The sequence below is a fragment of the Acinetobacter chengduensis genome (assembly GCF_003664645.1).
Classification (GTDB): domain Bacteria; phylum Pseudomonadota; class Gammaproteobacteria; order Pseudomonadales; family Moraxellaceae; genus Acinetobacter; species Acinetobacter chengduensis.
This window is the reverse complement of the sequence record NZ_RCHC01000009.1, coordinates 129,334-154,106: the sequence shown is the minus strand read 5'-3', so window position 1 is coordinate 154,106 and position 24,773 is coordinate 129,334. Positions and strand designations below refer to the sequence as shown.

Annotated in this window: 20 protein-coding genes and 5 tRNA genes; 11 read left to right on the top strand and 14 right to left on the bottom strand. The window is 42.5% G+C overall.

Annotated features, from left to right (window positions below; translation table 11 throughout):
- Positions 1-11 precede the first annotated feature (11 nt).
- From D9K81_RS10120 to pilB, 3 genes are read right to left on the bottom strand one after another with little or no spacing between them, the layout of a single operon-like run.
- Positions 12-875, bottom strand: coding sequence for a prepilin peptidase (locus tag D9K81_RS10120; RefSeq protein ID WP_120373693.1), 864 nt, complete (start codon positions 873-875; stop codon positions 12-14).
- On the bottom strand, positions 875-2,101 hold the full coding sequence (locus D9K81_RS10115; RefSeq protein ID WP_120373692.1) for a type II secretion system F family protein: 1,227 nt from the start codon (positions 2,099-2,101) through the stop codon (positions 875-877). Before D9K81_RS10115 ends, D9K81_RS10120 begins: the two co-directional genes overlap by 1 nt.
- A 28-nt stretch (positions 2,102-2,129) precedes the next feature.
- Complete coding sequence (gene pilB / locus D9K81_RS10110; RefSeq protein WP_120373691.1) at positions 2,130-3,842, bottom strand: type IV-A pilus assembly ATPase PilB; 1,713 nt, start codon at positions 3,840-3,842, stop codon at positions 2,130-2,132.
- Between the two features lie 278 nt (positions 3,843-4,120).
- Between pilB and tpiA the strand changes: the two genes are divergently transcribed.
- From tpiA to D9K81_RS10055, 11 genes are all read left to right on the top strand, one after another.
- Positions 4,121-4,912, top strand: coding sequence for a triose-phosphate isomerase (tpiA, locus tag D9K81_RS10105; RefSeq protein WP_120373690.1), 792 nt, complete (start codon positions 4,121-4,123; stop codon positions 4,910-4,912).
- A 13-nt stretch (positions 4,913-4,925) separates the two neighbouring features.
- Positions 4,926-5,255 carry a preprotein translocase subunit SecG gene (secG, locus tag D9K81_RS10100; protein WP_120373689.1) on the top strand — a complete coding sequence of 110 codons (330 nt, stop codon included), beginning with the start codon at positions 4,926-4,928 and terminating at the stop codon, positions 5,253-5,255.
- 53 nt (positions 5,256-5,308) lie between these two features.
- Positions 5,309-5,393, top strand: a tRNA-Leu gene (locus D9K81_RS10095).
- A gap of 49 nt (positions 5,394-5,442) precedes the next feature.
- Positions 5,443-5,519: transfer RNA gene (locus tag D9K81_RS10090), tRNA-Met, on the top strand.
- Positions 5,520-5,585: 66 nt separating this feature from the next.
- A tRNA-Met gene (locus D9K81_RS10085) sits at positions 5,586-5,662 on the top strand.
- 67 nt (positions 5,663-5,729) lie between these two features.
- A tRNA-Met gene (locus D9K81_RS10080) sits at positions 5,730-5,806 on the top strand.
- Positions 5,807-5,900: 94 nt separating this feature from the next.
- A tRNA-Met gene (locus D9K81_RS10075) sits at positions 5,901-5,977 on the top strand.
- Between the two features lie 199 nt (positions 5,978-6,176).
- Positions 6,177-6,701 (top strand): ribosome maturation factor RimP, encoded by a 525-nt coding sequence (rimP, locus tag D9K81_RS10070; RefSeq protein WP_120373688.1) that lies wholly within the window; start codon positions 6,177-6,179, stop codon positions 6,699-6,701.
- A 35-nt stretch (positions 6,702-6,736) separates the two neighbouring features.
- Positions 6,737-8,221, top strand: coding sequence for a transcription termination factor NusA (gene nusA / locus D9K81_RS10065; RefSeq protein ID WP_106983898.1), 1,485 nt, complete (start codon positions 6,737-6,739; stop codon positions 8,219-8,221).
- A 10-nt stretch (positions 8,222-8,231) separates the two neighbouring features.
- Positions 8,232-10,925 carry a translation initiation factor IF-2 gene (gene infB / locus D9K81_RS10060; RefSeq protein WP_106983899.1) on the top strand — a complete coding sequence of 898 codons (2,694 nt, stop codon included), beginning with the start codon at positions 8,232-8,234 and terminating at the stop codon, positions 10,923-10,925.
- Positions 10,925-11,332 carry a ribosome-binding factor A gene (locus tag D9K81_RS10055; RefSeq protein ID WP_120373687.1) on the top strand — a complete coding sequence of 136 codons (408 nt, stop codon included), beginning with the start codon at positions 10,925-10,927 and terminating at the stop codon, positions 11,330-11,332. Before infB ends, D9K81_RS10055 begins: the two co-directional genes overlap by 1 nt.
- 98 nt (positions 11,333-11,430) lie before the next feature.
- On the opposite strand, the gene D9K81_RS10050 is transcribed toward D9K81_RS10055, so the two are convergent.
- The 11 genes from D9K81_RS10050 to D9K81_RS10000 form a co-directional block, all read right to left on the bottom strand.
- On the bottom strand, positions 11,431-11,826 hold the full coding sequence (locus tag D9K81_RS10050) for a Na+/H+ antiporter subunit G (RefSeq protein ID WP_120373686.1): 396 nt from the start codon (positions 11,824-11,826) through the stop codon (positions 11,431-11,433).
- Positions 11,827-11,838: 12 nt separating this feature from the next.
- Positions 11,839-12,114: a monovalent cation/H+ antiporter subunit F gene (locus tag D9K81_RS10045; protein WP_120373685.1), complete on the bottom strand. Its 276-nt coding sequence runs from the start codon at positions 12,112-12,114 to the stop codon at positions 11,839-11,841.
- Complete coding sequence (locus D9K81_RS10040; RefSeq protein ID WP_120373684.1) at positions 12,111-12,632, bottom strand: Na+/H+ antiporter subunit E; 522 nt, start codon at positions 12,630-12,632, stop codon at positions 12,111-12,113. The genes D9K81_RS10045 and D9K81_RS10040 overlap by 4 nt, the downstream gene beginning before the upstream one ends.
- Before the next feature lie 2 nt (positions 12,633-12,634).
- Positions 12,635-14,443, bottom strand: a complete 1,809-nt coding sequence (locus tag D9K81_RS10035) for a monovalent cation/H+ antiporter subunit D (protein ID WP_120373683.1) — start codon at positions 14,441-14,443, stop codon at positions 12,635-12,637.
- Positions 14,443-14,808 (bottom strand): Na+/H+ antiporter subunit C, encoded by a 366-nt coding sequence (locus D9K81_RS10030; RefSeq protein WP_120373682.1) that lies wholly within the window; start codon positions 14,806-14,808, stop codon positions 14,443-14,445. Before D9K81_RS10030 ends, D9K81_RS10035 begins: the two co-directional genes overlap by 1 nt.
- A 4-nt stretch (positions 14,809-14,812) precedes the next feature.
- A complete protein-coding gene (locus tag D9K81_RS10025; RefSeq protein ID WP_120373681.1) occupies positions 14,813-17,650 on the bottom strand; it encodes a monovalent cation/H+ antiporter subunit A in 2,838 nt (945 codons plus the stop codon).
- A gap of 340 nt (positions 17,651-17,990) precedes the next feature.
- The gene (locus D9K81_RS10020) at positions 17,991-19,385 is read right to left on the bottom strand and encodes an ATP-binding protein (RefSeq protein WP_120373680.1); all 1,395 of its coding nucleotides are present in this window, start codon (positions 19,383-19,385) and stop codon (positions 17,991-17,993) included.
- A gap of 44 nt (positions 19,386-19,429) precedes the next feature.
- Positions 19,430-20,932: a UvrD-helicase domain-containing protein gene (locus tag D9K81_RS10015; RefSeq protein ID WP_120373679.1), complete on the bottom strand. Its 1,503-nt coding sequence runs from the start codon at positions 20,930-20,932 to the stop codon at positions 19,430-19,432.
- An 18-nt stretch (positions 20,933-20,950) separates the two neighbouring features.
- Positions 20,951-21,733: a bifunctional phosphoribosyl-AMP cyclohydrolase/phosphoribosyl-ATP diphosphatase HisIE gene (gene hisIE / locus D9K81_RS10010; protein ID WP_120373678.1), complete on the bottom strand. Its 783-nt coding sequence runs from the start codon at positions 21,731-21,733 to the stop codon at positions 20,951-20,953.
- 222 nt (positions 21,734-21,955) lie between these two features.
- Entirely contained in the window at positions 21,956-22,843 is an 888-nt protein-coding gene (locus D9K81_RS10005) for an SDR family NAD(P)-dependent oxidoreductase (protein WP_120373677.1), read from the bottom strand.
- A gap of 351 nt (positions 22,844-23,194) precedes the next feature.
- A complete protein-coding gene (locus tag D9K81_RS10000) occupies positions 23,195-24,472 on the bottom strand; it encodes an O-acetylhomoserine aminocarboxypropyltransferase/cysteine synthase family protein (protein ID WP_120373676.1) in 1,278 nt (425 codons plus the stop codon).
- Positions 24,473-24,773: the final 301 nt, after the last annotated feature.

Here is a 24,773-nt window from a genome sequence, read left to right as displayed (position 1 = left end):
GAAATAGCCTTTTAAACTTGACCGAGATAGATCTTCATAATTTTATCACCCCATAAAAAAGCAATCCAACCAGCAATGGCAATATAAGGTCCAAAAGCAAAAGGTTGGTTTTCTTTACGAATTTTGAGCAAAATAATACCAATAATCGCACCCACCAAAGAAGAAAGAAGCACAATCAAGGGCAACATAAGAGGCCCCATCCAAGCCCCTAAAGCTGCAAGTAATTTAAAATCACCATAGCCCATGCCTTCTTTTCCAGTGATAATTTTAAATGCGTAATACACAATCCATAAGCACAGGAAACCTAGTAAGTAGCCCCAAATTGACGCTGTCGGTGAGACGTAAATAGCATAGCTGTTAATACCTAAACCTAAGGCAGCTAGGGGGAGGGTGTAGCGATCTGGTAAGAGTTGGGTATCGAAATCGATAAAGGTCAATGCAATCAGAACATAAGTCAGCACTAGACCAAACAACATTTGTACAGTTGGGCCAAAGACAGCAACAACAACTAAGGCACAGACAGCTGTGAGTAGCTCGATCAAAGGATAGCGAATACTAATAGGATTGTGACAACTGCCACATTTAGCTTTCAACATTAACCAACTGATGACAGGAATATTTTGATACCAACGAATTGGAGTGTGGCATTTGGGACAAGTCGATGCAGGTTGACTTAAGGTGATTTTGCTCTCGTCAATGATCGCTTGCTCGGGATGAAGGAGGAGAGTGCAATCAGTACGCCATTCTTGCTCCATCATTTTGGGCGTTCTGTAAATGACGACATTTAAAAAACTACCAATACAGAGACTAAAAATCCCAACAACGCAATAAAGCGCAGTTGGGTTTTGAATTAAGTATTTCAGTAAATCTAGCATTACACCACGGAACCCATTTGGAAAATTGGCAGATACATGGCAATCACGAGGCCACCTACAAGTACACCTAACACGGCCATAATGAGGGGCTCCATCATTGCTGTTAAACCATCCACGGCATTATCTACTTCATTCTCATAATGGGTGGCAACTTTGTCTAGCATTGAATCTAAAGCACCAGACTCTTCGCCAATGGCCACCATTTGCACCGCCATTGATGGAAATTTGTTGGTAACCCGCATAGCAAATTGTAATTGTTGGCCTGTGGCCACATCATCACGAATTTTTAATACTGCTTCTTCATACACACAGTTATTGGTTGCACCAGCAGTAGACTCAAGAGCATCAATTAAGGGTACACCAGCAGCAAAAGTCGTTGCGAGTGTGCGACTATAACGTGCGATAATTGCTTTATAGACCAAATCACCAAAAATAGGGGCCTTGAGTGCAGCTTTATCGAGAAAGTCACGGAATTTTTTACTGCGTTTTTTTGCTTCTAGAAAACCAAAAACAATTGCAGCAATGACGATAATTAAGATGAACCAATATTCCTGTGTCCATTGCGACATATTCACAACCATTTTGGTAAATGCTGGTAAATCTGCTCCAAAAGAAGTAAAGAGTTCCTCAAAAACTGGAACAACTTTGACCATGAGAATAATTGTGACGATCAAAGCCACAACAACAACGGTCGCAGGGTATTTCATGGCTTTTTTAATTTTTTGTTTGAGTACTTCGCTTTTCTCTTTATAGATGGCGACACGATCCAGCATGGTTTCTAAGGCACCAGATTGCTCGCCAGATTCCACCAATGAACAGAACAGGTTGTCAAAGTACTGTGGATATTTACGCAAAGCGCCTGCAAAAGTATTACCGCCTTCTACTTCGCCTTTAATCCCTAACACAACTTCACGCATTGCTGGGTTTTCTAGGCCTTCAGCGACAATCTCGAAGCCTTGAACGAGGGGAACACCCGCTTTCATCATGGTCGCCAACTGACGGGTAAAGATTGTGATATCTAATGTCGTCACTTTCTTTTTAAAAAATCCTTCAAGAATATTTTTACGCTTTTCACGAATATTCTTGATGGTAATCCCTTGCTTACGTAAAGTGACTTTTGCCAGTGCCATATTACGCGCAGGCATTTCCCCTTTAATTTTGGCCCCTTTACGGTCAACCCCTTCATAACTGAAGGTTGGCATCATCTGCCCTTTTTTGACAGCCATGATTTATCCTTATTTTATAAATACTAAATTATTCACTGGTTACACGATTGACTTCTTGTAGAGAAGTCACCCCCTGCATAACCTTGATGAGGCCAGAACGGCGTAAATTGTTAAATCCTGCTTTATTTGAAGCATCTGCAATTGCTATCGCATTACCATCTTCCATGATAATGCGAGAAATTTCTGGTGTCACTTTCATTACTTCATAAATACCCACACGACCTTTATAGCCTTCGCGACATTCTGAGCAACCAATGGGTTGATACAATTGAAAGTCAGGATTTGCAAGGTCTTCCTCAGTAAAGCCAAGTTCTAATAAACTTTGCTGTGGAACGTCTACAGGTGCTTTGCATTGTGAACATAGACGACGTGCCAGACGTTGAGCAATCACTAAGTTGACAGAGGTTGCAATGTTAAAAGAGGGAACACCCATATTGCGTAAGCGGGTTAAAGTTTCTGGTGCACTATTGGTATGTAGTGTCGACATCACCATGTGGCCTGTTTGAGCTGCTTTAACCGCAATTTCTGCAGTTTCAAGATCACGAATCTCACCGACCATAACAATGTCTGGATCCTGACGAAGAAATGATTTTAAGGCCACAGCAAAGGTCAGCCCCACTTTGGGGTTGACGTTAACTTGGTTAATCCCTTCTAAGTTAATTTCAACAGGGTCTTCGGCGGTTGATATGTTCGTGTCTTCTCGGTTTAAAATGTTTAAACCAGTATAAAGAGATACTGTTTTACCAGAGCCAGTTGGACCTGTGATGAGTAGCATGCCTTGAGGTTTATCAAGTGCCTGCATAAATAACTCTTTTTGCTCTGGCTCATAGCCTAGTGCATCAATCCCAAGCATGGCACTCGAAGGGTCAAGAATACGCAGTACTAACTTCTCACCAAACAAGGTTGGAAGTGAGTTGACACGAAAGTCGATGGCTTTGGTTTTGGATAATTTAAGTTTAATACGACCATCTTGTGGCACGCGTTTTTCAGAGATGTCCATTTGTGACATGACTTTTAAACGTGATGCCAAACGATTGGCCAATTGTAGGGGCGGGTTGGTGATATTCCTTAATACGCCATCTACACGGTAACGGACGCGATAACTTTTTTCATAAGGTTCAAAGTGTAAGTCGGATGCACCCATACGAATGGCATCGACCAGCAATTTATTAATATATTTAACAATAGGCGCTTCTTCGCCTTTTTCTTCATCTTCAGAATCTTGGTTTTGAGGGGTGTTTGACCCATCATCAAGATCTAAATCAAAATCATCATCAAATTCAAAGGTGCTTTCTTCTGCAAATTGTTGCTCAATCAGTTTTTCGAGTTTAGTATGTTCAACAATAATCGCTTCAGTTTGCATTTTACTGCTGAAACGGATGGCATCAATAGCATCAATATTGGTTGGGTTACTGGTAGCAACAAAAAGAACATTACTATGTTTAAAAATAGGTAAAACGCGGTAGCGCGTAATCAGCTTTTCATCTAAGCCTTCACGAATGATTTGGCTTGCATCGTAAGCGCTAATATCAAAAACGGGTTCAGCGAATTCAATAGAAATCGTTTCAGCAATGGTGAGGCCAGATAGCCCAATTTCGCTGACAAGATAGGCTACGATGTCTTGGTTGGCTTTTTTTGCGCTTAACATTGCTTGTTGCATGTTTTCTGCAGAAATATGCCCTTCGTCGACTAAGCGACGAATAAATCCTGTAAATCGTGGAGAACCTTGTAATGCTGTCATGCGTAAATAAACCTATGCTTCAATTTGTTTATAATTGGTTTTATTGAAATTATACTTTCGTTAAATAAAAATACCATATCTGAAAATGATGTCACTACCTTAATATCGGGAAAAACTTTGAACTGGACCTTAATCTAAGCAGAAAAAATGTAAAATAAATTTTAGTCAGTCATATCAAATAAAAAAATTATCCTCAAATGTCAGTGGAAATTTTCATTAAATTTCACAATTCCGTGTAGAATGTGCCCGTTTTCATCGAAAGTTTTTATAGGTTATATATGTCGGGTTCGACGATTACGCCTTGGGTGGTTGGCAATTGGAAAATGAATCCAATGCAAGCAGATGCCAAGCAGCTGGTTCAAAACTTAAAAAAATTATTGCAAGATCAAGAAATTGCTGAATCTGCATGTCAGATTGGTATTGCGCCAATTAGTATTGCACTTCAAAGCATTCAAGCAGAATTAGAAAGTGCAAATCGTCATATTGTAACGGTCGCGCAAGATGTTTCTCGTATAGCGGGTACTGGTGCATATACAGGTGAGGTGAGTGCTGAATTACTAAAAGACAGCCAAATTGGGTGTGTACTGGTAGGTCATTCAGAGCGCCGTGAAATTTTTGGCGATGCCCCAAATATTTTGAATGAAAAAGTTAAAAATGCGCTTAATGCTGGCTTAACTGTCATTTATTGCGTCGGTGAAAGCCTAGAACAACGTGAAAATGGTCAAGCTGAGCAAGTGGTATTACAACAAATTTGTGATATTGCTGCTGTTGTTGAAGGCGAACAGTGGGAAAATATTGTTATTGCATACGAGCCGATTTGGGCAATTGGCACAGGTAAAACTGCTTCCCCAGCAGATGCACAAGCGATGCATGCGACTATTCGGGAAGGCATTAGTCAAATTACACCTGCAGGCCAGAGTATGGCGTTATTATATGGCGGTAGTGTTAAACCTGAAAATGCAGTAGAGTTAGCAGCCTGTCCGGATATCAATGGTGCACTCGTTGGTGGTGCTTCTCTGAATGCCGAATCGTTTTATAAAATTGCTCAGGCATTTGCAAATACAAAATAATTAGGAGTGCAGCATGCAGACTTTCGTGTTGGTAGTACACATTATCTTAGCCGTTTTGATGATTGTTTTGATTCTGGTTCAGCATGGTAAAGGTGCTGATGCAGGTGCATCATTCGGTGGTGGTGGTGCTGCGACCGTGTTTGGTGCATCAGGCTCAGGTAACTTTTTAACACGTTTAACGGCGATTTTAACGGCGTTATTCTTTGTAACGAGCTTAACTTTGGCCATTTTTGCGAAGAAACAATCTACAGATGCATATAGCTTAAAAGCCATTTCTAATGTACCTGTTGCACCTGCTAAATTGCCTGAAACTTCGCCAACTGCACCAAAAAGCGGTGAATAAACAGAATTAGTTCTTTCTTTTTCTGAGTGACGCGTCTAGAATGCGTGACAGCTGCGGTGGTGGTGGAATTGGTAGACACGCTACCTTGAGGTGGTAGTGCTTTCGGGCGTGGGGGTTCAAGTCCCCCCTTCCGCACCAACTTATAATCCAGAACATAAGTTGGTGCTTTGTAGCTAAAATCTGTTGATGCGGGATGGAGCAGTCTGGTAGCTCGTCGGGCTCATAACCCGAAGGTCGTTGGTTCAAATCCAGCTCCCGCTACCAAGCAACTTTATTTGTGAAAACAACATGAATAAACAACCTTTAAGGTTGAGATAAATAATATGTCGGTGCGGGATGGAGCAGTCTGGTAGCTCGTCGGGCTCATAACCCGAAGGTCGTTGGTTCAAATCCAGCTCCCGCTACCAATCGACTTTATTTGTGAAGCAAACATAAATAAACAACCTATTGAGGTTGATATAAATTGCATGTCGGTGCGGGATGGAGCAGTCTGGTAGCTCGTCGGGCTCATAACCCGAAGGTCGTTGGTTCAAATCCAGCTCCCGCTACCAATTTCTGATCTTCGGTGCAACGCGATCAGGCAAATCATTACAATGTTTTCGATTGAAAATTAGGAATGAATTGTATATAATTTTTGCACGTTGATGCGGGATGGAGCAGTCTGGTAGCTCGTCGGGCTCATAACCCGAAGGTCGTTGGTTCAAATCCAGCTCCCGCTACCAAGTTTCTAAAAGGCTCACAAAAAGGTGGGCCTTTTTGCACAGTGGACTTTGGTTTTCTGTGCAATACTAGGGGCGTTTACGCCCTTTTTTATTGGCTATTGTGCAGTGTCGACATTATTTGGTCATAAAATGACGCTTCACTATAGGTTGTTTTCTGGCTGTTTCTGGCCAATGAATCGCACAAATTTAACGAGAGTAAATGAAGCTATCAAATAAAACTCAGGCACTCCAGGATCTAATCGCTCCAGCAGTGCAGGCATGTGGTGTAGATCTTTGGGGTATTGAATTCATGCCTCAGGGCAAGCGTTCTTTATTGCGTATTTACATCGACAAAGCAGTGGATGACAACGCAGAACCTGTGATCAATGAAGATGGTGAAGTTGAACAAGGTCGCGGTATTGGCGTGCAAGATTGCGTACGTGTAACGCAACAAGTTGGCGCAATGCTGGATGTACATGATCCAATTTCAGGTGAGTATGCACTTGAAGTGTCTTCACCTGGTTGGGATCGTCCATTCTTCCAACTTGAACAAATGTCGGGATATATCGGTCAGCAAGTGGCTTTACGCTTAATTAGTGCTGTAGAAAACCGCCGTAAGTTTCAGGCTAAATTGGTGGCTGTAGATCTAGAAAATGAAATTATTCAAGTGGAAGTCGAACAGCAACAAGTGCTTGAAATCGACAGCCACAATATTGATAAAGCAAATTTGATCTACCAAGATTAATTCTATAAATAAGAATCTGAACGAATAGGTGACTTATGGCACGCGAAATTCTTACCGTGGTAGAAACGGTTAGTAACGAAAAAGGTGTACCTCGTGAGGCGATCTTTGAAGCGCTAGAGCAAGCATTGGTTGCAGCGACGAAAAAGAAATTCTATGAAGGCACACATTCGGAAGAAGCGCGTTTACGTGTGGAAATCGACCGTAAAACTGGCGATTACAGCACTTTCCGTCAATGGGAAGTTGTTGCCGACGAAGATCATGAAATGCCTGCATGTCAAGATGCAATTTCAGATGTAGATCCAGCAAAATGGTCTATTGGTGATATTCGTGAGCTTGAAGTTGAATCGATTGATTTTGGCCGTATTGCTGCGCAAATTGCGAAACAAGTGATTGTACAAAAGATTCGTGAAGCTGAGCGTGCATTGGTTGCAGATGCTTATGAATCTAAAGTGGGTGAGTTAATCTACGGTGAAGTTAAAAAACAAACCAAAGATGGCTTTATCATCGACTTAGGTGACAATGCTGAAGCATATCTTGCACGTGAAGAAATGATTGCAAAAGAAATTTTGCGTCCTAAACAACGTGTAAACGCGATTTTATATAGTGTGAACCGTGAAGGCCGTGGCGCTCAATTATTATTGTCACGCTCTAAGCCAGAAATGCTGATTGCTTTAATGAAAAAAGAAATTCCAGAAATTTCTGAAGAGATCATTGAAATTAAAGCAGCAGCGCGTCAACCAGGTGTTCGTGCTAAAATCGCTGTGAAAACAAACGATCATCGTATTGATCCAGTAGGTGCTTGTATTGGTATGCGTGGTACACGTATCCAAGCGGTACAACAAGAGCTTAATGGCGAACGTATTGATGTTGTCGTGTGGTCAGATGATCCAGCGCAGTATATTGCAAGTGCGCTTGAGCCAGCGGATGTATCAAGTATTGTTATTGATGAAGATGCACATACTGCAGATATCATTTTCGCTGCGAGTGATCAATTGGCTCGTGCTATTGGTTCTCAAGGTCAAAACGTACGTTTAGCATCTGAATTGACTGGCTATAAGCTAGACATGATGCTGGAAGAAGAATACTACGCGCGTCAACAAAACGAAGCACAACAATATTTAGATATGTTTGTGACTCGTTTAGATATTGCTGAAGATTTAGCAATGGCGCTAGTAGAAATGGGCTTCACATCTCTCGAAGAAATTGCATATGTTCCTGCAGAAACTTTCGACGAGATTGAGCTTGATGCTGAAACTGTTGAATTATTGCAAAGTCGTGCGAAAGAAGTTGCATTGGCAGATGCTTTACAACAACAGGAAAATGTTCAAGAGCCGAGCCCAGAGCTAGCTGCAATGGAAGGCATGACACAAGAGATCGCGTATGCGCTTGCTGCTCGCGGTGTGGTAACTGTAGATGACTTAGCTGACCAAGCAACTGACGATATTTCAGATATCGAAGGTTTAGGTTCAGAAAAAGCGGGTCAACTAATTATGAAAGCGCGCGAATCATGGTTTAACTAGGAGGTAATATATGGCGGACAAGTCGATTAAAGAGTTAGCACTGAGCGTGGGTCGCCCCGTTGAGACGCTGCTGGAACAGGTTCGTGATGCAGGTCTACCGCAAGGTAAATCTGATGATATTATTACCACCGAACAACAAGATGTTCTCGTTAACCATTTGAAGAAAGTTCATGGTCAAGACGATGGACATGCAGGAAAAATCACGTTGAAACGTAAAACTACCAGTACTGCTAAAGTGGCAAGTACATCAGGTAAGGCAAAAACGATTAATGTAGAAGTTCGTAAGAAGCATACATTTGTTAAGCCCGATCCAGAACAAATTAAAGCGGAAGCTTTGGCTAAAGCTCAAGCAGATCAAAAAGCACGTGAAACTGTTGCTCCAGTTGCATCTGCAAAAGAAGAAGCAACTGCTCAACCAGTATCTAAAGCAAAACAAGCTTTAGAAGCAATGCGTGCGGCAGCAAAGCAAGAAAGCGCGAAACAAGAAACGCCTAAAGCTGCGGTTGTTGTTAAACGCAAGTCAAACAACAAACCGATTTCTAAACCAATTGAAACATTGGCACAGAAAAAAGCGCGTGAAGAACAAGCGGCTCAGTTAAAAGCAACTGAAGAAGCAGTACGTCGTAAATCTGCTGAAGAAGCACAACAACGTACACTTGAGCAAATGCGTCAAATGGCATCGAAATATTCTGCTGAAGATACAACAGCGACTATTCGTGTGATTGATGATTCTCCATTGGCAGCTGGCCTTGTAGGTCAGGCGTATGAAGATTCATTTGCGAAAGAAGACCGTGAAATTAAACGTGGTACAAACACGAATAATACACGTTCACCGAAAAAAGGCGGTCGCCGTGGTGAAGAGCAGTCTTTCCGTGATAACTCACATAAACGTGGTTTAAAATCAAGCCAAGCAAACAAGCATGGATTCGAAAAACCAGTTAAAAAACAAGTTTATGATGTAGAAATCGGTTCTACGATTGTTGTTGCTGACTTAGCTGCAAAAATGGCAATCAAGGTGCGCGAAGTTATTAAATCACTTATGAAAATGGGTGAGTTAGTTACGCAAAACCAAGCGATTGATCAAGAAATTGCTGCTCTTGTTGTTGAAGAAATGGGCCATAACCCAGTTCTAGTTTCTGAAACGCAAGCAGAAGATAACTTGTTTGAAGCTGCTGAAGAAGCGCGCGGTGCGCAATCTACTCGTGCGCCAGTTGTTACGATCATGGGTCACGTTGACCATGGTAAAACATCGCTTCTTGACCGTATTCGTCGTGCCAAAGTGGCTCAAGGCGAAGCGGGCGGTATTACACAGCATATCGGTGCTTATCACGTTAAAACTGACAAAGGTATTATCACTTTCCTAGATACTCCGGGACACGCAGCATTTACTGCAATGCGTTCACGTGGTGCGAAAGCGACAGATATCGTGGTTCTTGTTGTAGCAGCAGATGATGGTGTAATGCCACAAACTGCGGAAGCAATTGACCATGCGCGTGCTGCGGGTACTCCAATCATTGTTGCAATCAACAAGATGGATAAAGAATCTGCAGATCCAGATCGCGTATTGAACGAATTGACAACCAAAGAAATCGTACCTGAACAATGGGGCGGTGATGTACCGGTTGCAATGGTTTCAGCACATTCTGGCCAAGGTATTGATGAATTACTTGACCTTATTTCAATCCAAGCTGAAATGCTTGAGTTGAAAGCATCAGAAGAAGGTGCAGCGCAAGGTGTGGTAATCGAAGCACGTGTTGATAACAGCCGTGGTGCGGTAACATCGATTCTTGTACAAAACGGTACATTGAAAGTAGGTGACCTTGTTCTTGCAGGCGCATCTTACGGTCGTGTACGTGCAATGACAGATGAAAACGGTCAACGTATTAAATCTGCTGGTCCTTCGATTCCTGTGGAAATCTTGGGTCTTCCAGAAGCGCCAATGGCGGGTGACGAAGTTCTTGTTGTAAGCGACGAGAAAAAAGCACGCGAAGTGGCTGATGCACGTATGGATCGTGAACGTCAAAAACGTCTTGAGCGTCAATCTGCAATGCGTCTTGAAAACATCATGGCGTCTATGGGCAAGAAAGATGTTCCTATTGTGAATGTTGTGCTTAAAACTGACGTACGTGGTACTTTGGAAGCACTACATGTAGCACTTGCTGATCTTGCAACTGATGAAGTGAAAGTACGTATTATTGGTTCGGGCGTTGGTGCAATCACTGAGTCTGACGTAACACTTGCTGAATCTTCAGAAGCTGTACTTCTTGGCTTTAACGTACGTGCTGATAATACTGCACGTCAAAAAGCAGATGCAGACGGTATCGACATTCGTTACTACTCAGTGATTTATCAATTGATTGATGACGTGAAAGATGCAATGAGCGGTAAGCTTGCACCTGAACACCGTGAAACAATCCTTGGTGTTGCTGAAGTACGTGAAGTATTCCACTCAAGTAAATTTGGTGCGGCTGCAGGCTGTATGGTACTTGAAGGTATGCTACATCGTAACAAACCAATTCGCGTATTACGTGATGATGTGGTTGTCTTCCAAGGTGAGCTTGAATCTCTACGTCGCTATAAAGATGTGGTTGAAGAAGTTCGTGCCGGTATGGAATGTGGTCTGGCAGTTAAAGGCTATAAAGACATCAAAGCTCAAGATAAGATTGAGGTTTATGATGTTCAATTGGTTAAACGGAGTCTGTAATGGCAGGCAGTCAACGTCTGAAGCGCATGGCGGATACAGTACAACGTGAGTTGTCTGAATTAATTCGTCAAGAGCTGAAAGATCCTCGCTTAGGTGGTCTAGTGACCATCTCTGCGGTGAAGGTCAGTCCTGATTTAGGCTATGCAGAAGTTTACGTGACCGTCATGGGCCGTGAGCTTGGTGATGACCAAAACGAAGAGGCAAACAAAGAAACTTTAGATGTTTTAAATAAAGCATCAGGGTTCTTGCGCCATGAGTTAGGTCACCGCATTAAGACGCGTATTACACCGCGCTTGCGTTTTCACTACGATAAAACCAATGCGTATGGTAACTATATGTTTGGTTTGATTGCTGAAGCTGTGAAGGATTTACCTCCTGCAGATGCAACACAAAAAGATGATGAGTAAGGTCTCATTGGAGATCAAATAAAAAAGCCACCTTCGGGTGGCTTTTTTATGGCTTTAAATATTGTGCTTAGATTATGGCTACTAATTTAAAAACAAAGCTATTTCACATCATCTTGCGATGATTTCTGATGAAATGCACGACGGCGTGTACGTTGCCAAGGCAATGGGCGGTTTAAAGCTTCAGGTACTTCGCCACCTTTTGAGCGTAAACGCAGATGTAAAGCGGCTTGTGCCATTAAGTTGGCAGATACAGGTGCAGTAATGAAAGCAAATAGTGTGAGTAAGAGCTCTGGAAAACCAAAACGGCCTTGGAATGCAGAATAAATCATGGCTGCAATTAAAAAGCTACCGAGTCCTAATGTACTTGATTTGGTGGGTGCGTGCAGACGCATAAATAAGTCGGGGAGGCGGACCATACCAATTCCACCAACCAACATGAAGAAAGCGCCACAAATTAAGAAGAACGAAACCAAGATTTCCATTAACAATTGCATAATGCTTGCTCCTTAATCGATCACATGGCCAGTGGTAAAGTAGCGAGCAAGGGCTGCTGTAGAAACAAAGCCCAGCATTGCGACCAAGAGCGCACTTTCAAATAATGAGGTGCTCATCCAATAAATACCTAAGATCACAATCAAGCAAGTGGCATTCAAAAACAAGGTATCGAGTGCTAAAAGTCGATCTACGATGGATGGCCCTATGACCAATCGAGTGAGACATAAGAGCATAGAAATGGTGACTGCAATCAGGCAAATTCCAAGTGCATAAGGTAAGATGATCATGCATGCTCTCCCGACTGAACCCCAAAAATTTGCATAAGTGGTTGTTCATAACGCATTTTTATGGTGTGGATTTCCGATTCAGTGTCATCTGTGCTGAGAGCGTGAACCAAAATATCACCACGGTCTTGGTCGATCCCTGCAGAGACGGTGCCTGGCGTGGTGGTAATGATCATCGCCAATAAGGTATTTACTTCTTCATGTTGTGTTTCTAAAGGCACACGAAACCATTTTGGATGCAATTTATCTGTTGGTCCTAATACCAATTTAGCTACATGGATATTACTCACGATAATGTCCCACAGCACAACAAAAGCTAATTGAATTGCACGTAACCAGTTAATGTTTGGGGTGTGTGCAATAAAGGGTTTCACTAAATAAGGAATACCAATAGCAAGGATGACTGCCATAAGTAGTGATGCAGGATCAATACTATGCGCCAACATGAGCCAGCTTAAGCCCGTGAGAATGGAGACAAACGGATGTGGAAAACAACGAGCTAGAAAAGAACTATTTTTCATATTCAAGGTGTCTCCATTGGTTTTAATTGGTCATTCTCTGGCTGTGAATCCGCTTGATGTTGTCCCTGAATTTGACGCTGTTTAAATTCAGAAATGTGCCCACCTTTTAAGGTTTGCTCAGGAATTAAATACGGGATCAAATGTGCATTCGGGTCGATGACTTCGCCACCATATTTGGTTTCGGGCAGATTTTCAGGATCAAACGGCTGTACGCTAATGATTTCGCCTGTTTCATCTTTTTTCAATAATAGGCCTTCATACAGGGCATTATTTTGGATTTGTGCTGCTGTACTATAGGTATATTGATAAATAGGCGCAGCAAATGCCATATAAGCGAGTAAGCCTGCCAGAAGGATATAAATGGTTTTATCATTACGTTTGGGTGCAACCGCTGGCAAGAGTTGATAAGCGGTATAGGCTTTTTCAGCAGGATTATCTTCTGGTTGGGTTGAACGCCAAAACAGAATAAAGCCGACACGTGTCATGGCCAAAATACTGAGTAAACTCACCAATAGCACCACCAATATAATCAGCAATTGATATGGCGAGCTTGCAGTCGATTGCAAAATGAAGACTTTGCCTAAGAAGCCACTAAAAGGCGGTAAACCAGCCATCATCAGCGCAATAATAAAGTAGGTAAGGGCAACAACCTTGTGTTGCTTCATCTGTGGTGCAATTTTAAAATGATCTTTAAACTCGCCTCGTTGAGAGGTAATCCAGCCACAGAGTAAATAAAATGCGGCACCAATGATGGTACTGTGCACAAGGTAGTACAGGGCTGCGGCCCAAGCTTGGGTATTCATCAGTGAAAGGGCAATTAAAATTGTACCGATAGACGATAAAATCATGAAGCCCACAAAGCGACGCAGGCGTTCTGCACCGATTGCACCGATTACGCCATAAACAGAAGTTATTAAACCAATGATAAGCAATAAGGCTTGTAGAATGTTTTGGCTCACAGCATCGTCAAATACCGTTCCATTAATACGTAAAATCGCATAAATGCCGACCTTGGTCATAATGGTAAACAATGCTGCCACAGGTGTTGTTGCTACCGCATAGGTCTTTGGAAGCCAAAAACCTACAGGCAACATGGCTGCTTTAATGCCAAAGACGACAAACAGCAGTAATCCGCCAGCAACGGCCAGACGGTGCTGATCATTTTCCAGTAAAGGCATTAAACGTGCGACATCGGCCATGTTGAGGCTACCGACACTGCCATAAATTAAACCTAAACCAATTAAGAACAGTGCAGAAGCCAATAGATTAATGGTGACGTAGTGAATGCCAAGCTGGAAGCGTGCTTTGCCTTGACCATGCAACAGCAAAACATAAGATGCCATAAGCAAAATTTCAAAAAAGACGAATAAGTTAAATAAATCGCCTGTTAGAAATGCGCCACATAAGCCCATCAATAAAAAATGGCACATAGCATGGAAATAGCGTCCGCGTTCATCCCATTCTTTGCTGGCAAACCAAATGACGGGCAGGGCCAGTGCATAAGTTAACACCAGCATAAAGGCAGAAAGCTGATCGAGCACCAAGACAATACCAAACGGTGCTGCCCACTCACTGAGGTTATAGACTTGAACATCGCCCGAGCTGGCAAGGATTAAATAGTAAACTGAGGTGAATGCGCCCAAAATCAGGGACAGTAAACTGAGGCCACGACGCCAAGGTTGGCGACGGTCTTGTGCTAATGAGCCAGAACCAGGGTTGCCGAGTAACACCAACAAGAACGCTGTAAACGCTGGAATTAAAATACTAAAAATCGGGGTATGTTGCGTAAAGAAGTGCATAAAACTAGTCATTATGGCTCATCCTCACGCGAATCGATTGCTGGTATTTCTTCTTTAGAGTCAACGTGGTCTGTTCCTGTTTCATAACGGCTACGCAGTGCCAATTGCACAATAAATGCAGTGGTGGCAAAGCCGATAACAATAGCAGTGAGTACTAAAGCCTGTGGGAGTGGGTCGGTCGTTTTAGTCGTTTCAGTCAATACGGCTGGCGCATTGATTTGAATACGTCCCATGGCAAATAAAAATAAATTGACGGCATAACCAATCATGGCAAGACCGAGAACCACAGGAAAAGTACGTGCACGGAGAATTAAGTAAATGCCTGTTGCGGTCAGTAAGCCAATCGCAGAAGCCATTAGAAGTTCTAAACTGATCATGTGCTTATCCTTTTGGTACTGGGCCAGACATACTGGAGTGACGTGAATCGCCTAATACTGAAATCATGAGCATTGTGGCGCCTACGACGGTGATATAAACACCGACATCAAATAAGGCCGCAGTGGCTAAATGCATTTCACCAATGATTGGTGGCGAGACATAAAAATGTGCACTGGTGAGGAACGGACGACCAAAGAACCATGCACCGATCCCTGTGAGGCCTGCAATGACGAGTCCAATACCAATCCATACTTCATATAAACGACCTGATTTTGCTCTGAGCAGTTTCTCTGCATAGTCTTGACCGAGTGCAATGTACTGAATGACCAAGGCCAAAGAGGTAATTAAACCTGCAATAAAGCCACCACCTGGTAGATTGTGGCCACGTAAGAAAATGTACAGGCTAATCACCAGCGCTAAAGGTAAAATCCAAGAAGCTGTTATACGGAACATTAAAGGTGAAGGATTGAATCGATAGGTCAGACCTTGCGTAATACTAGTGCCGTGTGCCCGCATACCATCCATCAGGCACAGTGTACCAATCGCCGCAATGCCTAATACGGTAATTTCACCAAAGGTATCGAATCCACGGAAGTCGACCAATATGACATTCACGACATTGGTACCACCACCCAGAGGAATGGATTGCTGCATGAAGAACCATGAAATTGAATTATGATCACGGGTCAAAATGAGCCAGCTGATCCATGCAATACCTGCACCGCCTGCAATCGCAATAAGTGCATCACGCCAACGACGTGAAACACTTGATTCATAAGGGGTCAGCTGTGGTAACAGCGATAAACTCATGAGGAGTAGTACGGTAGTGACCACATCCACAGTAATTTGTGTTAGGGCAAGGTCTGGTGCAGAGAAGCAGACAAAGACCATGGTCACCACAAGGCCTACAGCGCCACTAATCAACACGGCTTTAATGCGTTCGTGATGAAACCACAGCATCATCCAACAAGCAGAGAACAACAGCAACCAAAGTACAATCGCAATGAGAGGGGCACTAGTAAGCTCACGCGTACCTGTTATTAAGCCTTGAGACACTAGAGGCAACGCCATCACAAAAATACTAAATACCACAATCCACATGAGGTAGCGTTGCAGTGAACCTGTTTCAGTGGCGCGTTTAAATTTGCGTGAATTTAATAATAAATGCTTCAAGAACAGCTCAAACAGAACTTTACCTTGGAACTTACCTAAGAGTGGATCAAGGTCAATTTCTCGAATACGTCCGCCTTTGGCCAAAGCAAAATAGAAAATGATCCCGCCGACCAAAGCAATCGCACTCATCAGTAAAGGCAAATTAAAACCGTGCCAAATGGCCAGATGGGTGCCTTCAAAAGCAAAATTTTGAGTACTGGCTTGTGCGGTACGATTAACGATATTTTCGACTAAAAGGGCAGGGAGTAAGCCGACTAAAATACATAAAATCGCTAACAATGTTGCTGGAGCACGCATGCCAAAAGCCGGTTCGTGAGCATCTTTATTGGGTACTTGTTTACCAACTGGACCATCAAAAAATACGCCATGTACTAAGCGAACAGAGTACGCCACGGCAAAGATGCCCGCAAAGGTCGCAACGACTGCAGAACCCACCATGATTGGGCCAGTTAAATTGGCCAATAACTCAGTAAAGAACATTTCTTTAGACAAGAAACCATTGGTCAATGGTACGCCTGCCATAGAGGCGGCAGTAATCATGGTAAGTGTTGCAGTAAAAGGCAGTAATTGCCATAAACCGCTTAATTTACGTAAATCACGCGTACCTGATTCATGGTCAATAATGCCTGCAATCATGAACAGTGCGGCTTTAAAGGTCGCATGGTTAATGATATGGAAAATGGCCGCCGCTACCGCTAAAGGCGAACCGATCCCCAATAAACAAACAATAAGGCCCAAATGACTAATGGTTGAATATGCGAGTAGGCCTTTTAAATCCTCTTTGAAAATGGCGAAGAATGCTGCCATGCAGAGAGTAAACAGCCCGATAAAGGTCACCAGATTATGATACAGCGCTGCTCCTGCAAAAATAGGCAGTAAACGAGCCAGTAAGAAAATACCCGCCTTTACCATGGTTGCTGAGTGTAAATACGCAGAAACTGGCGTTGGTGCTGCCATTGCATTGGGTAGCCAAAAATGAAAAGGGAACTGCGCACTTTTAGTAAATGCACCCATTAAGATGAGTAGGAGCATTGGGACAAAGAGCGCATGACTTTGGATTAAGCCACCCATCGTTAAAATTTGGTCTATTTCATAGGTGCCAGTAATTTGCCCAAGTAAGATAAATCCACCTAGCATGCATAGCCCGCCCATCCCTGTGATGGTCAGCGCCATGCGTGAGCCACGTTGCGCAGCCTCATAATTACTCCAATAGCCCACCAGTAAGAAAGAGGAAATACTGGTTAGCTCCCAAAATACCAACAGCAACATTAAGTTATTGGAGAGTGAAATTCCCAGCATCGCTGCCATAAACAGCATGAGGAGTGTATACAATTTACTGAGGGAGTTTTTTGGGCTGAGATAATAATAGGCATAGATGAAAATGAGTGTTCCGATGCCTGTAATAAGCAAGGCAAATAACAAACCCAATGCATCTAAGCGAAAGCTTAGGTTAAGCCCCAATTGCGGTAGCCAATGCCAAGTTTCTAAAATCACTTGACCATTAAAAACAGCTTTGGCTTGTGTCAGGAGTAAGGTTAGGCTACTCAAACTGACAGCAATTGCCCCAAAGGCTGTCGCTCCTCGTGAGAATTGTTTCAGCCATGGGATAAGGATTGTGCCTAAAACTAAAGGTAACAAGATAATAATCGGCAGCACACTCGTATCCATTGTCGTGATTAGGCCGAAGCCTAGAGTGAATCTCAATCTTTCAAGGACTGGAGGACCGCAAAGAGTAGCCCAAAACTTAATCTTGAAAGCATTTATGTGTTTAAAAATATAAAGTGCTGTATTGCGCAGCAAATAAGCGATAGCAAATTCCGATTTGAATATGAAATTTGCAAGTAAAACCGATCATATTACAGGCAATGCACAACTTCAATCTTTTTATGCAAGAGAAGCTTATTATATACCTCATGCTTTAATGCATGGGGTGGCGTATTGTACAGTCCGCTTGGCATTTTGGCCGTATTGTAAATGTTAAGCCCAAAATGACTTTTGGGCTTAAGGGTTAGAGTAAATGTTGTTGATTTGGATTTTGACGCTCTAACTGCAAGAGTTGAATCAGTTCTGCTCGCTGTTGTTCATTCAGCTGTTCACTAATTTGATTCAATAGACGCTGCACAGGTGTAACTTCAGGTTCTAAAATTTCTATGGGTGGTGCAACGATATCCTCAGTGTTTGGGTTGTCGTCTAAATGTAGCGTTTCATAGATCTGTTCAAATTGTTGTTGCCATGCTTCAGGGTGAATGCTGTGTAGCTGTTGATGATCCAATTTTAAGCATTGAAAACGTGAGGCGCGCTCTAACAGTTCAGGTCGTTCACCCGTAGCAAGAATTTGTAAGCGCGGAAAAGCCTGATGCAAACGTTCTAAAATCACGGATGCCATATTGCCATCTAATTGATAATCGATGGCATCAATCATCAATATCCCATCGCCTTCATCGCAAGGGTAGAGGCTGGCGGGGTTTAATAGGCATAAGCGGCGAACAATATCGCCAACCAGTGCAACCAGATTGCGGATGCTGTTGGAGAGTTGCTGAAACATCATGATCTGGCCATCATAATTCACCATAAACTGTAGCTTGGGGTGATATTGCAACCAAACATTGCTGATTTCAGGCAACACAATACGAATGGCATGTCTTAATGCTGCCAAAGCAGGCGCGTGCATTTCACTCTGGGCTTGAAGTAGGCGTTGTTCTAAAAAATGTTGTGATTTATCAGACTCAGTTGTGGTTTGGCTTTTTGCTAAAATCTGTTGGATTAATTGCGCGCTTTGAGCATTTTCAATATCACTGACTTCACGAAACCATTCAAAGAAACGGCTAAAGGTTGTAAAGGGGATAGCTGAAACTTCATAAGCATAAGTAGCTTGAAAAATTGCGGGATTGTTTTTATTCAGCAAATTTACATCGTTTACAAAGCGTTCCGCAGGGTAGTAGGCAATTAAAGGCATGCCCAAAAGAGGATCATCACGCATGGCGCGTTGATAAATAAGCACCAAATCTTCAAGTTGTTGGGTGTCGACCTTACTAATGCCAATGCCTTGGCTATTGATGGTTTTATACAGTTGCCAGCGACACAGCTGAGGATCTTCACTGCTTGTATCTGGGCTTTCTGGAAAATGCCCAATATCTTCTGGAAAGCGAATTTGAATATCAATTTTAGACTGTAAGCGCGTAAGCATAATGTCTTGATCGAGCATGACCACACCTGCTGTACGAAGGTCTTTGTAGCGTGCTGCAAACCATGTGAGTGCTTGATAGCTCAAACGTAAAAGAGATGTTTTACCACTACTTTGCTCGCCTAAAATTAAGCTAATCGGCAAATCGTGATAATGAAACTCAGCTTTTAAATCGGTAAAGTGTAAAGCGTGCTTAAGTTGTATTGATTGTATTTTCATAAGACACCTGTTTCTGGCTGGAGCAGGTTATCGGGCGACAGGTCTTAACTCACAGCTTGGCGCAGTGATTTCGGCATTTCTCGTTTTAATAGCTGCACCAAATCATAAATATGATGGATGTTTAAGCTTACTTTAGCACGTGTACAAGCCACGTAAAGTAATCTTAACTCTTCATCACTAATTTTATAGTCTTTCTCATTGAGTCGAAATTGATAGTCATCTTCAATATGTACTCTATCCCACTCTAAGCCTTTGGCTTTATGCGCGGTCGAAATAATATAGTCGGCTTGCTCAATGGGCGTGATTTTGGCCAAAGCACGTTTTAATGGGTCTGTACCATGATCATCGACTAATTTCACCAAGGGTTTAATATCGCTACCATCATTGGTTTCGCAGTACTCGTGCACATCGTGCCAAGAGTTAAACCATGCCAACTCAGGCACATCTACGACACGTTTACCTTGTTTCAGCATGGCTGCTGCATCGACAAAGCGATTTAGCTTGGCATGATCTGCTTGTAAGCTGACTTTGTCTCCGTGGACCAAACCCGCCAATAAAAGCTCCATTGCCCGCGCATTGGTTCGACACAAAATAGCATCGCGCTGCTTGGTGTGGGGTTTGTTCACCACTTTCGAATTGAGCAAAGGATTACCGAGTAATGGCACGGTTTCATGCAATGCCCCTAAAATGGCATTGGCATTGAGTGCAATTTCTTCACCAAAACGAAATGAAGTGGTGAGACGAGACTCAGGCAAAGGAAGTTGTTGCATGGCATTGACTGCACCACGCCATGCATAAATTTGCTGATGTGCATCGCCGACATAAATGACTTGCGTATTACGCTGTTTGAGCAAAATCCCCAGCATCAGTGGGTCTGCATCTTGTGCTTCATCAAAGAGCAAATAATCCGCAGGAATATTCGGTTCAGACAGTGCCCATAATTTTAAATAAATATCGTGCCCAATCCCAGCCTGATGGTGCGGATCAATGGATTCTAACCATCGACGCTCAACCGCAGGGTAAAGGTGTTTTTGTAGCGTATCGATGTCATCTGCATGTAACCAGCTGGGCGCTTGAATGTGCCGTGGTGCTGGATATTGCGAACTGGTCGAGCAGAAATAACTAACTGCATTGGCAACCAAACTGGCCAAGCGAGAAGGCATCAGCACATATTGTTCATAACGTCCGCCCATCATCCGACGTAGCGTAATTGGCGTTAAGCGATATTCTTTGGCAATAAAACTTGGACTTAAACGTGGTAGGCGTAGCTTATCTGTGACTCCACGTGGAACGCTACGAAAGGCCAGCGAGTGAAAAGTTCGGCAGTCAACATTGCCATGAAACTTTTGCTGTGCTTCAGTTGCAATGGCTTTGTTAAAGGCCAAGTACATGCCACGTCTTTGTGGCATGGCTTCGCTGATCATCTGTAAAGTGGTGGTTTTACCTGTACCGGCATAAGCAATGACTTTAAAAGATTTCCCCAGCCGTGCGTTATCTATCGCGGTGGCTTGCTCATAAGTCGCGCTCGGCTTTTGGGTGTTGGTCACTGCTCTATGCCTAGGTGCTTAGTGGCTACGATTGGCTTTTTCAACCAAACCCGATAAGCCCTGACGGCGTGCCAATTCGTTTAATACCAGTTGTGGATCTAGATCGAAATAACCCAACATCACAATAGTATGGAACCAAAGATCTGCAACTTCATAAATTAGATCATTTTTATTATCTTCATTGGCTTCAGCTTTAAAATCTTTGGCAGCAATAATCGTTTCAACACTTTCTTCGCCAATTTTTTCTAAGATTTTATTTAAGCCTTTGTGATAAAGTTTTGCCACATAAGAAGAATCAGGATCTGCAACTTTACGTTCAGCCATCATTTTGCCTAAGTAATCGAGCACTTCAACTTGCTCAGATTGTGCATTTGAGGCATTCATTGCAATGGTATGTGGATTTACAGATTTTTCGCCGTAAATTGCAGATGGGTCTTTGAGCTGTGCATCAACAATTTCCCAGCCTTGCGCTGTGAGCTTACGGTAGAAGCAAGATTCACGACCTGTATGGCAGGCAATACCGCCATGTTGCTCAATTTGAAGCACAATAACGTCTGCATCGCAGTCCAAACGGATTTCATGCACTGTTTGAAAATGGCCAGATTCTTCGCCTTTGTGCCACAATTTGCTACGTGAGCGAGAGAAATATACCGCTTGGTTTTTTTCAGCAGTTAATGCCAATGCTTCACGGTTCATCCACGCCACCATCAAAATTCGTCCAGTTTGATGATGTTGAGCAATAGCAGGCACTAAGCCTTGTTCGTTAAATTTTACTTCATCGAGCCATTGCAGATTGTTCATGTGGATTACACCTAAATTTGTTCAAATAAATAAAGTTACTCAATCGAGTCACGATTCAAAATCGCGAACCATAGTGTACGGCATCATGAGGTAAGAGAGTAACTAAAACTTAAGCAATTTTTAAACTGTCAGAATATAGCCAAAATATTCATACACATAAAAAAGCCCAACCGAAATTGGGCTTTAATTTGCGTTGGTATTTTTTGAAATCTGCTTAGATGCTTACCAGTGTTCACCTGGAAATAAGCGCGCGTATGCTTTTTGCACCCAGTTGAGCTTTTGTGGCTGACCCACAGAAGCACTTGAGCTTGGGAAAAGGTTGTAACCAATCGACATCAGTTTGTTGTTAATGTCTGGGGCAATCGAATAGGTAATGGATGCCAAACGGCCCAAATTAGTGGCTACTTTTTTCGGACGTTTTACAATCGCATAGGCAATTAAATCTGCTGCCTGTTCTGGCGAAAGTGTAGGGACGTATTTATAAATTTTGGTTGGTGCAATCATCGGTGTGCGTACCAACGGCATATACACAGAAGTGATGGCAATTTTATGTGAATGTACTTCTGCAGATAAACAACGGCTAAATGCATCGAGTGCGGCTTTAGAGGCGACATAAGCAGAGAAACGGGTGGCATTTGCCAACACGCCAATTGAGCTAATGTTAATAATATGACCATCACGGCGAATCATCATTTGCGGTAAAATGTTCATGACTAAGCGAATCGCGCCAAAATAGTTTAATTGCATGGTGCGTTCAAAGTCATGAAAACGATCCGTCGACTCATGCACAGCACGGCGGATTGAACGGCCTGCGTTATTAATTAGAATATCGATATGATCTACAGATGCTAAGATTTGTTTAGATACGTCGTCAATCGAATCCATATTGTTTAAATCACATGGAAAAACGGAAGCTTTACCGCCTTTGGCTTCTATTTCAGCTTTGACTTCTTCTAAGGTTTCTTGGGTGCGGGCAACCAAAAGAACATGCGCACCTGCATCTGCTAGGCGATGTGCTGCTGTAAGGCCAATACCACTTGAAGCGCCGGTAATCAAAACAATTTTACCGTTCACTTTGTCTTGAAAGCGTTTTTCTAATCTTTGGTTCACGTTTAATACCCTGATTGAATAAATGTGAGACTGTGCGTTTTTTTTATTACGTGGCTGGCTGTGTTTGATTCATCACAGTGGCAGCGAAAATATGCGTGTAATAATAGCCTATTTAAAAAGAAAAGATAGGATTTAAACTATTGAAATATAAAAATATTATTAGAGTAATTGCTCTAAAATTATTCATTGTTATAACTTGTTTTTAGCAATATTTAAGCGTGAAGGCAAGGGCTGAAATGAGAAAAATCACAGAATAAAGTGAAAAGCATTAAAAAACCTCTTATACGTGCGCATAAGAGGTATCAAATTGAATTTTAGAACTGTAAATACGCTTGGCGAAGAAAATACAAATTAAACCTGAGCCAGTGCTTGTTCTAAATCGGCAATCAAATCATCAGCATGCTCGATCCCCACGGATAAACGAACCATGTCGATGCTGACACCCGCTGCTTTGAGTTCGTCTGAATTAAGCTGGCGATGTGTGGTGGTTGCAGGATGGCAAGCTAAACTTTTGGCATCACCAATATTTACGAGACGAGTAAACAGTTGCAAGGCATCGATGAAGCGTGTACCTCCTTCGAGACCATCTTGTACTCCAAAAGACAAAATTGCTGAAGGTTTACCCTTCACATATTTTTGTGCCAATGCATGCTGTGGATGATCTTTTAATCCAGCATAGTTGACCCATTTTACTTTGGTATGAGACTGTAAATATTCTGCTACTTTTTGCGCATTTTCAGTATGACGTTCCATCCGCAGACTCAAAGTTTCGAGACCTTGTAAAATCAGGAACACATTTTGTGGGCTAATGGCCGCACCAGTATTACGTAGAGGCACCACGCGAGCACGCGCAATATAAGCTGCTTCACCTAGTGCTTCCACATAATTCACACCGTGATAGCTTGGATCAGGGGTATTTAAAGCAGGGAAACGTTCAGGGTATTTACCCCATGGGAATTTACCGCTGTCGACAATAATGCCACCAATGGAATTACCATGACCGCCAATATATTTGGTCAATGAATGAATGACGATGTCTGCGCCAAACTCAAAAGATTTTTGCAGAACAGGCGTTGCAACAGTGTTATCAACGATGACAGGCACGCCGTATTCATGGGCAATTTTGGCAATTGCTTCTAGGTCAATGATATTTCCTAGTGGGTTGCCGATCGATTCCACAAAAACGAGTTTGGTTTTTTCATCAATCAAGTTGCGCAGGGCTTCAGGGTTTTGATAATCAAAAAAACGCACCTCAATGCCTTGCTTTGGTAGGGTGTGTGCAAATAAGTTGTAAGTACCACCGTAAAGCGTCGAAACTGAAGCAATATTGTCGCCAGCCTCTGCAATAGTTTGTACTGCATAAGTAATGGCTGCCATACCCGAAGCTAACGCCAGTGCCCCAATACCCCCTTCAAGTGCTGCAACACGCTGTTCTAAAACCGCAGTAGTTGGATTCATAATACGGGTATAGATATTGCCTTGAACTTTTAAATCAAATAAATCAGCACCATGTTGTGTATTGTCAAAGGCATACGAGGTGGTTTGATAAATAGGTACAGCCACCGCTTTAGTGGTTGCTTCAGGTGTATATCCCGCATGTATAGCCAAAGTTTCGTCTTTATAAGTCATTCTATTGTCATCTTCTTAAGTTCATTATGAATTGAGTCTAGCACTGCTTGATATGATTAAAAGTGCATAAATAATGAAATATATAGCTGTTTTACTCATATATGTGTACTGGTTTTTGCACAAAATGCATAAAAAAGAGTGTGCATTAGGGCGTTTAAAAAATAAACATCTCTTTAGTTGTAACAAACGATGCAACTTGTGATGCATTTCTTATGTTTTTGGCGCTTTTATCGTATAATACTTCGATTATTTTTTCGCTCTTTTTGAGCTCGGGGTGTAATTGAGCCCCAATTTTGGTTTT

Bases quoted from the DNA above. Each gene is read 5' to 3' on its own strand.
- infB (WP_106983899.1), top strand. From the start codon at position 8,232: ATGGCGGACAAGTCGATTAAAGAGTTAGCACTGAGCGTGGGTCGCCCC.
- D9K81_RS10000 (WP_120373676.1), bottom strand. From the start codon at position 24,472: ATGACTTATAAAGACGAAACTTTGGCTATACATGCGGGATATACACCT.
- secG (WP_120373689.1), top strand. From the start codon at position 4,926: ATGCAGACTTTCGTGTTGGTAGTACACATTATCTTAGCCGTTTTGATG.
- D9K81_RS10055 (WP_120373687.1), top strand. From the start codon at position 10,925: ATGGCAGGCAGTCAACGTCTGAAGCGCATGGCGGATACAGTACAACGT.
- D9K81_RS10040 (WP_120373684.1), bottom strand. From the start codon at position 12,632: ATGAAAAATAGTTCTTTTCTAGCTCGTTGTTTTCCACATCCGTTTGTC.
- D9K81_RS10030 (WP_120373682.1), bottom strand. From the start codon at position 14,808: ATGATCAGTTTAGAACTTCTAATGGCTTCTGCGATTGGCTTACTGACC.
- D9K81_RS10025 (WP_120373681.1), bottom strand. From the start codon at position 17,650: ATGGATACGAGTGTGCTGCCGATTATTATCTTGTTACCTTTAGTTTTA.
- D9K81_RS10020 (WP_120373680.1), bottom strand. From the start codon at position 19,385: ATGAAAATACAATCAATACAACTTAAGCACGCTTTACACTTTACCGAT.
- tpiA (WP_120373690.1), top strand. From the start codon at position 4,121: ATGTCGGGTTCGACGATTACGCCTTGGGTGGTTGGCAATTGGAAAATG.
- D9K81_RS10120 (WP_120373693.1), bottom strand. From the start codon at position 875: ATGCTAGATTTACTGAAATACTTAATTCAAAACCCAACTGCGCTTTAT.
- nusA (WP_106983898.1), top strand. From the start codon at position 6,737: ATGGCACGCGAAATTCTTACCGTGGTAGAAACGGTTAGTAACGAAAAA.
- pilB (WP_120373691.1), bottom strand. From the start codon at position 3,842: ATGACAGCATTACAAGGTTCTCCACGATTTACAGGATTTATTCGTCGC.
- D9K81_RS10035 (WP_120373683.1), bottom strand. From the start codon at position 14,443: ATGACTAGTTTTATGCACTTCTTTACGCAACATACCCCGATTTTTAGT.
- D9K81_RS10050 (WP_120373686.1), bottom strand. From the start codon at position 11,826: ATGCAATTGTTAATGGAAATCTTGGTTTCGTTCTTCTTAATTTGTGGC.
- D9K81_RS10115 (WP_120373692.1), bottom strand. From the start codon at position 2,101: ATGGCTGTCAAAAAAGGGCAGATGATGCCAACCTTCAGTTATGAAGGG.
- hisIE (WP_120373678.1), bottom strand. From the start codon at position 21,733: ATGAACAATCTGCAATGGCTCGATGAAGTAAAATTTAACGAACAAGGC.
- rimP (WP_120373688.1), top strand. From the start codon at position 6,177: ATGAAGCTATCAAATAAAACTCAGGCACTCCAGGATCTAATCGCTCCA.
- D9K81_RS10045 (WP_120373685.1), bottom strand. From the start codon at position 12,114: ATGATCATCTTACCTTATGCACTTGGAATTTGCCTGATTGCAGTCACC.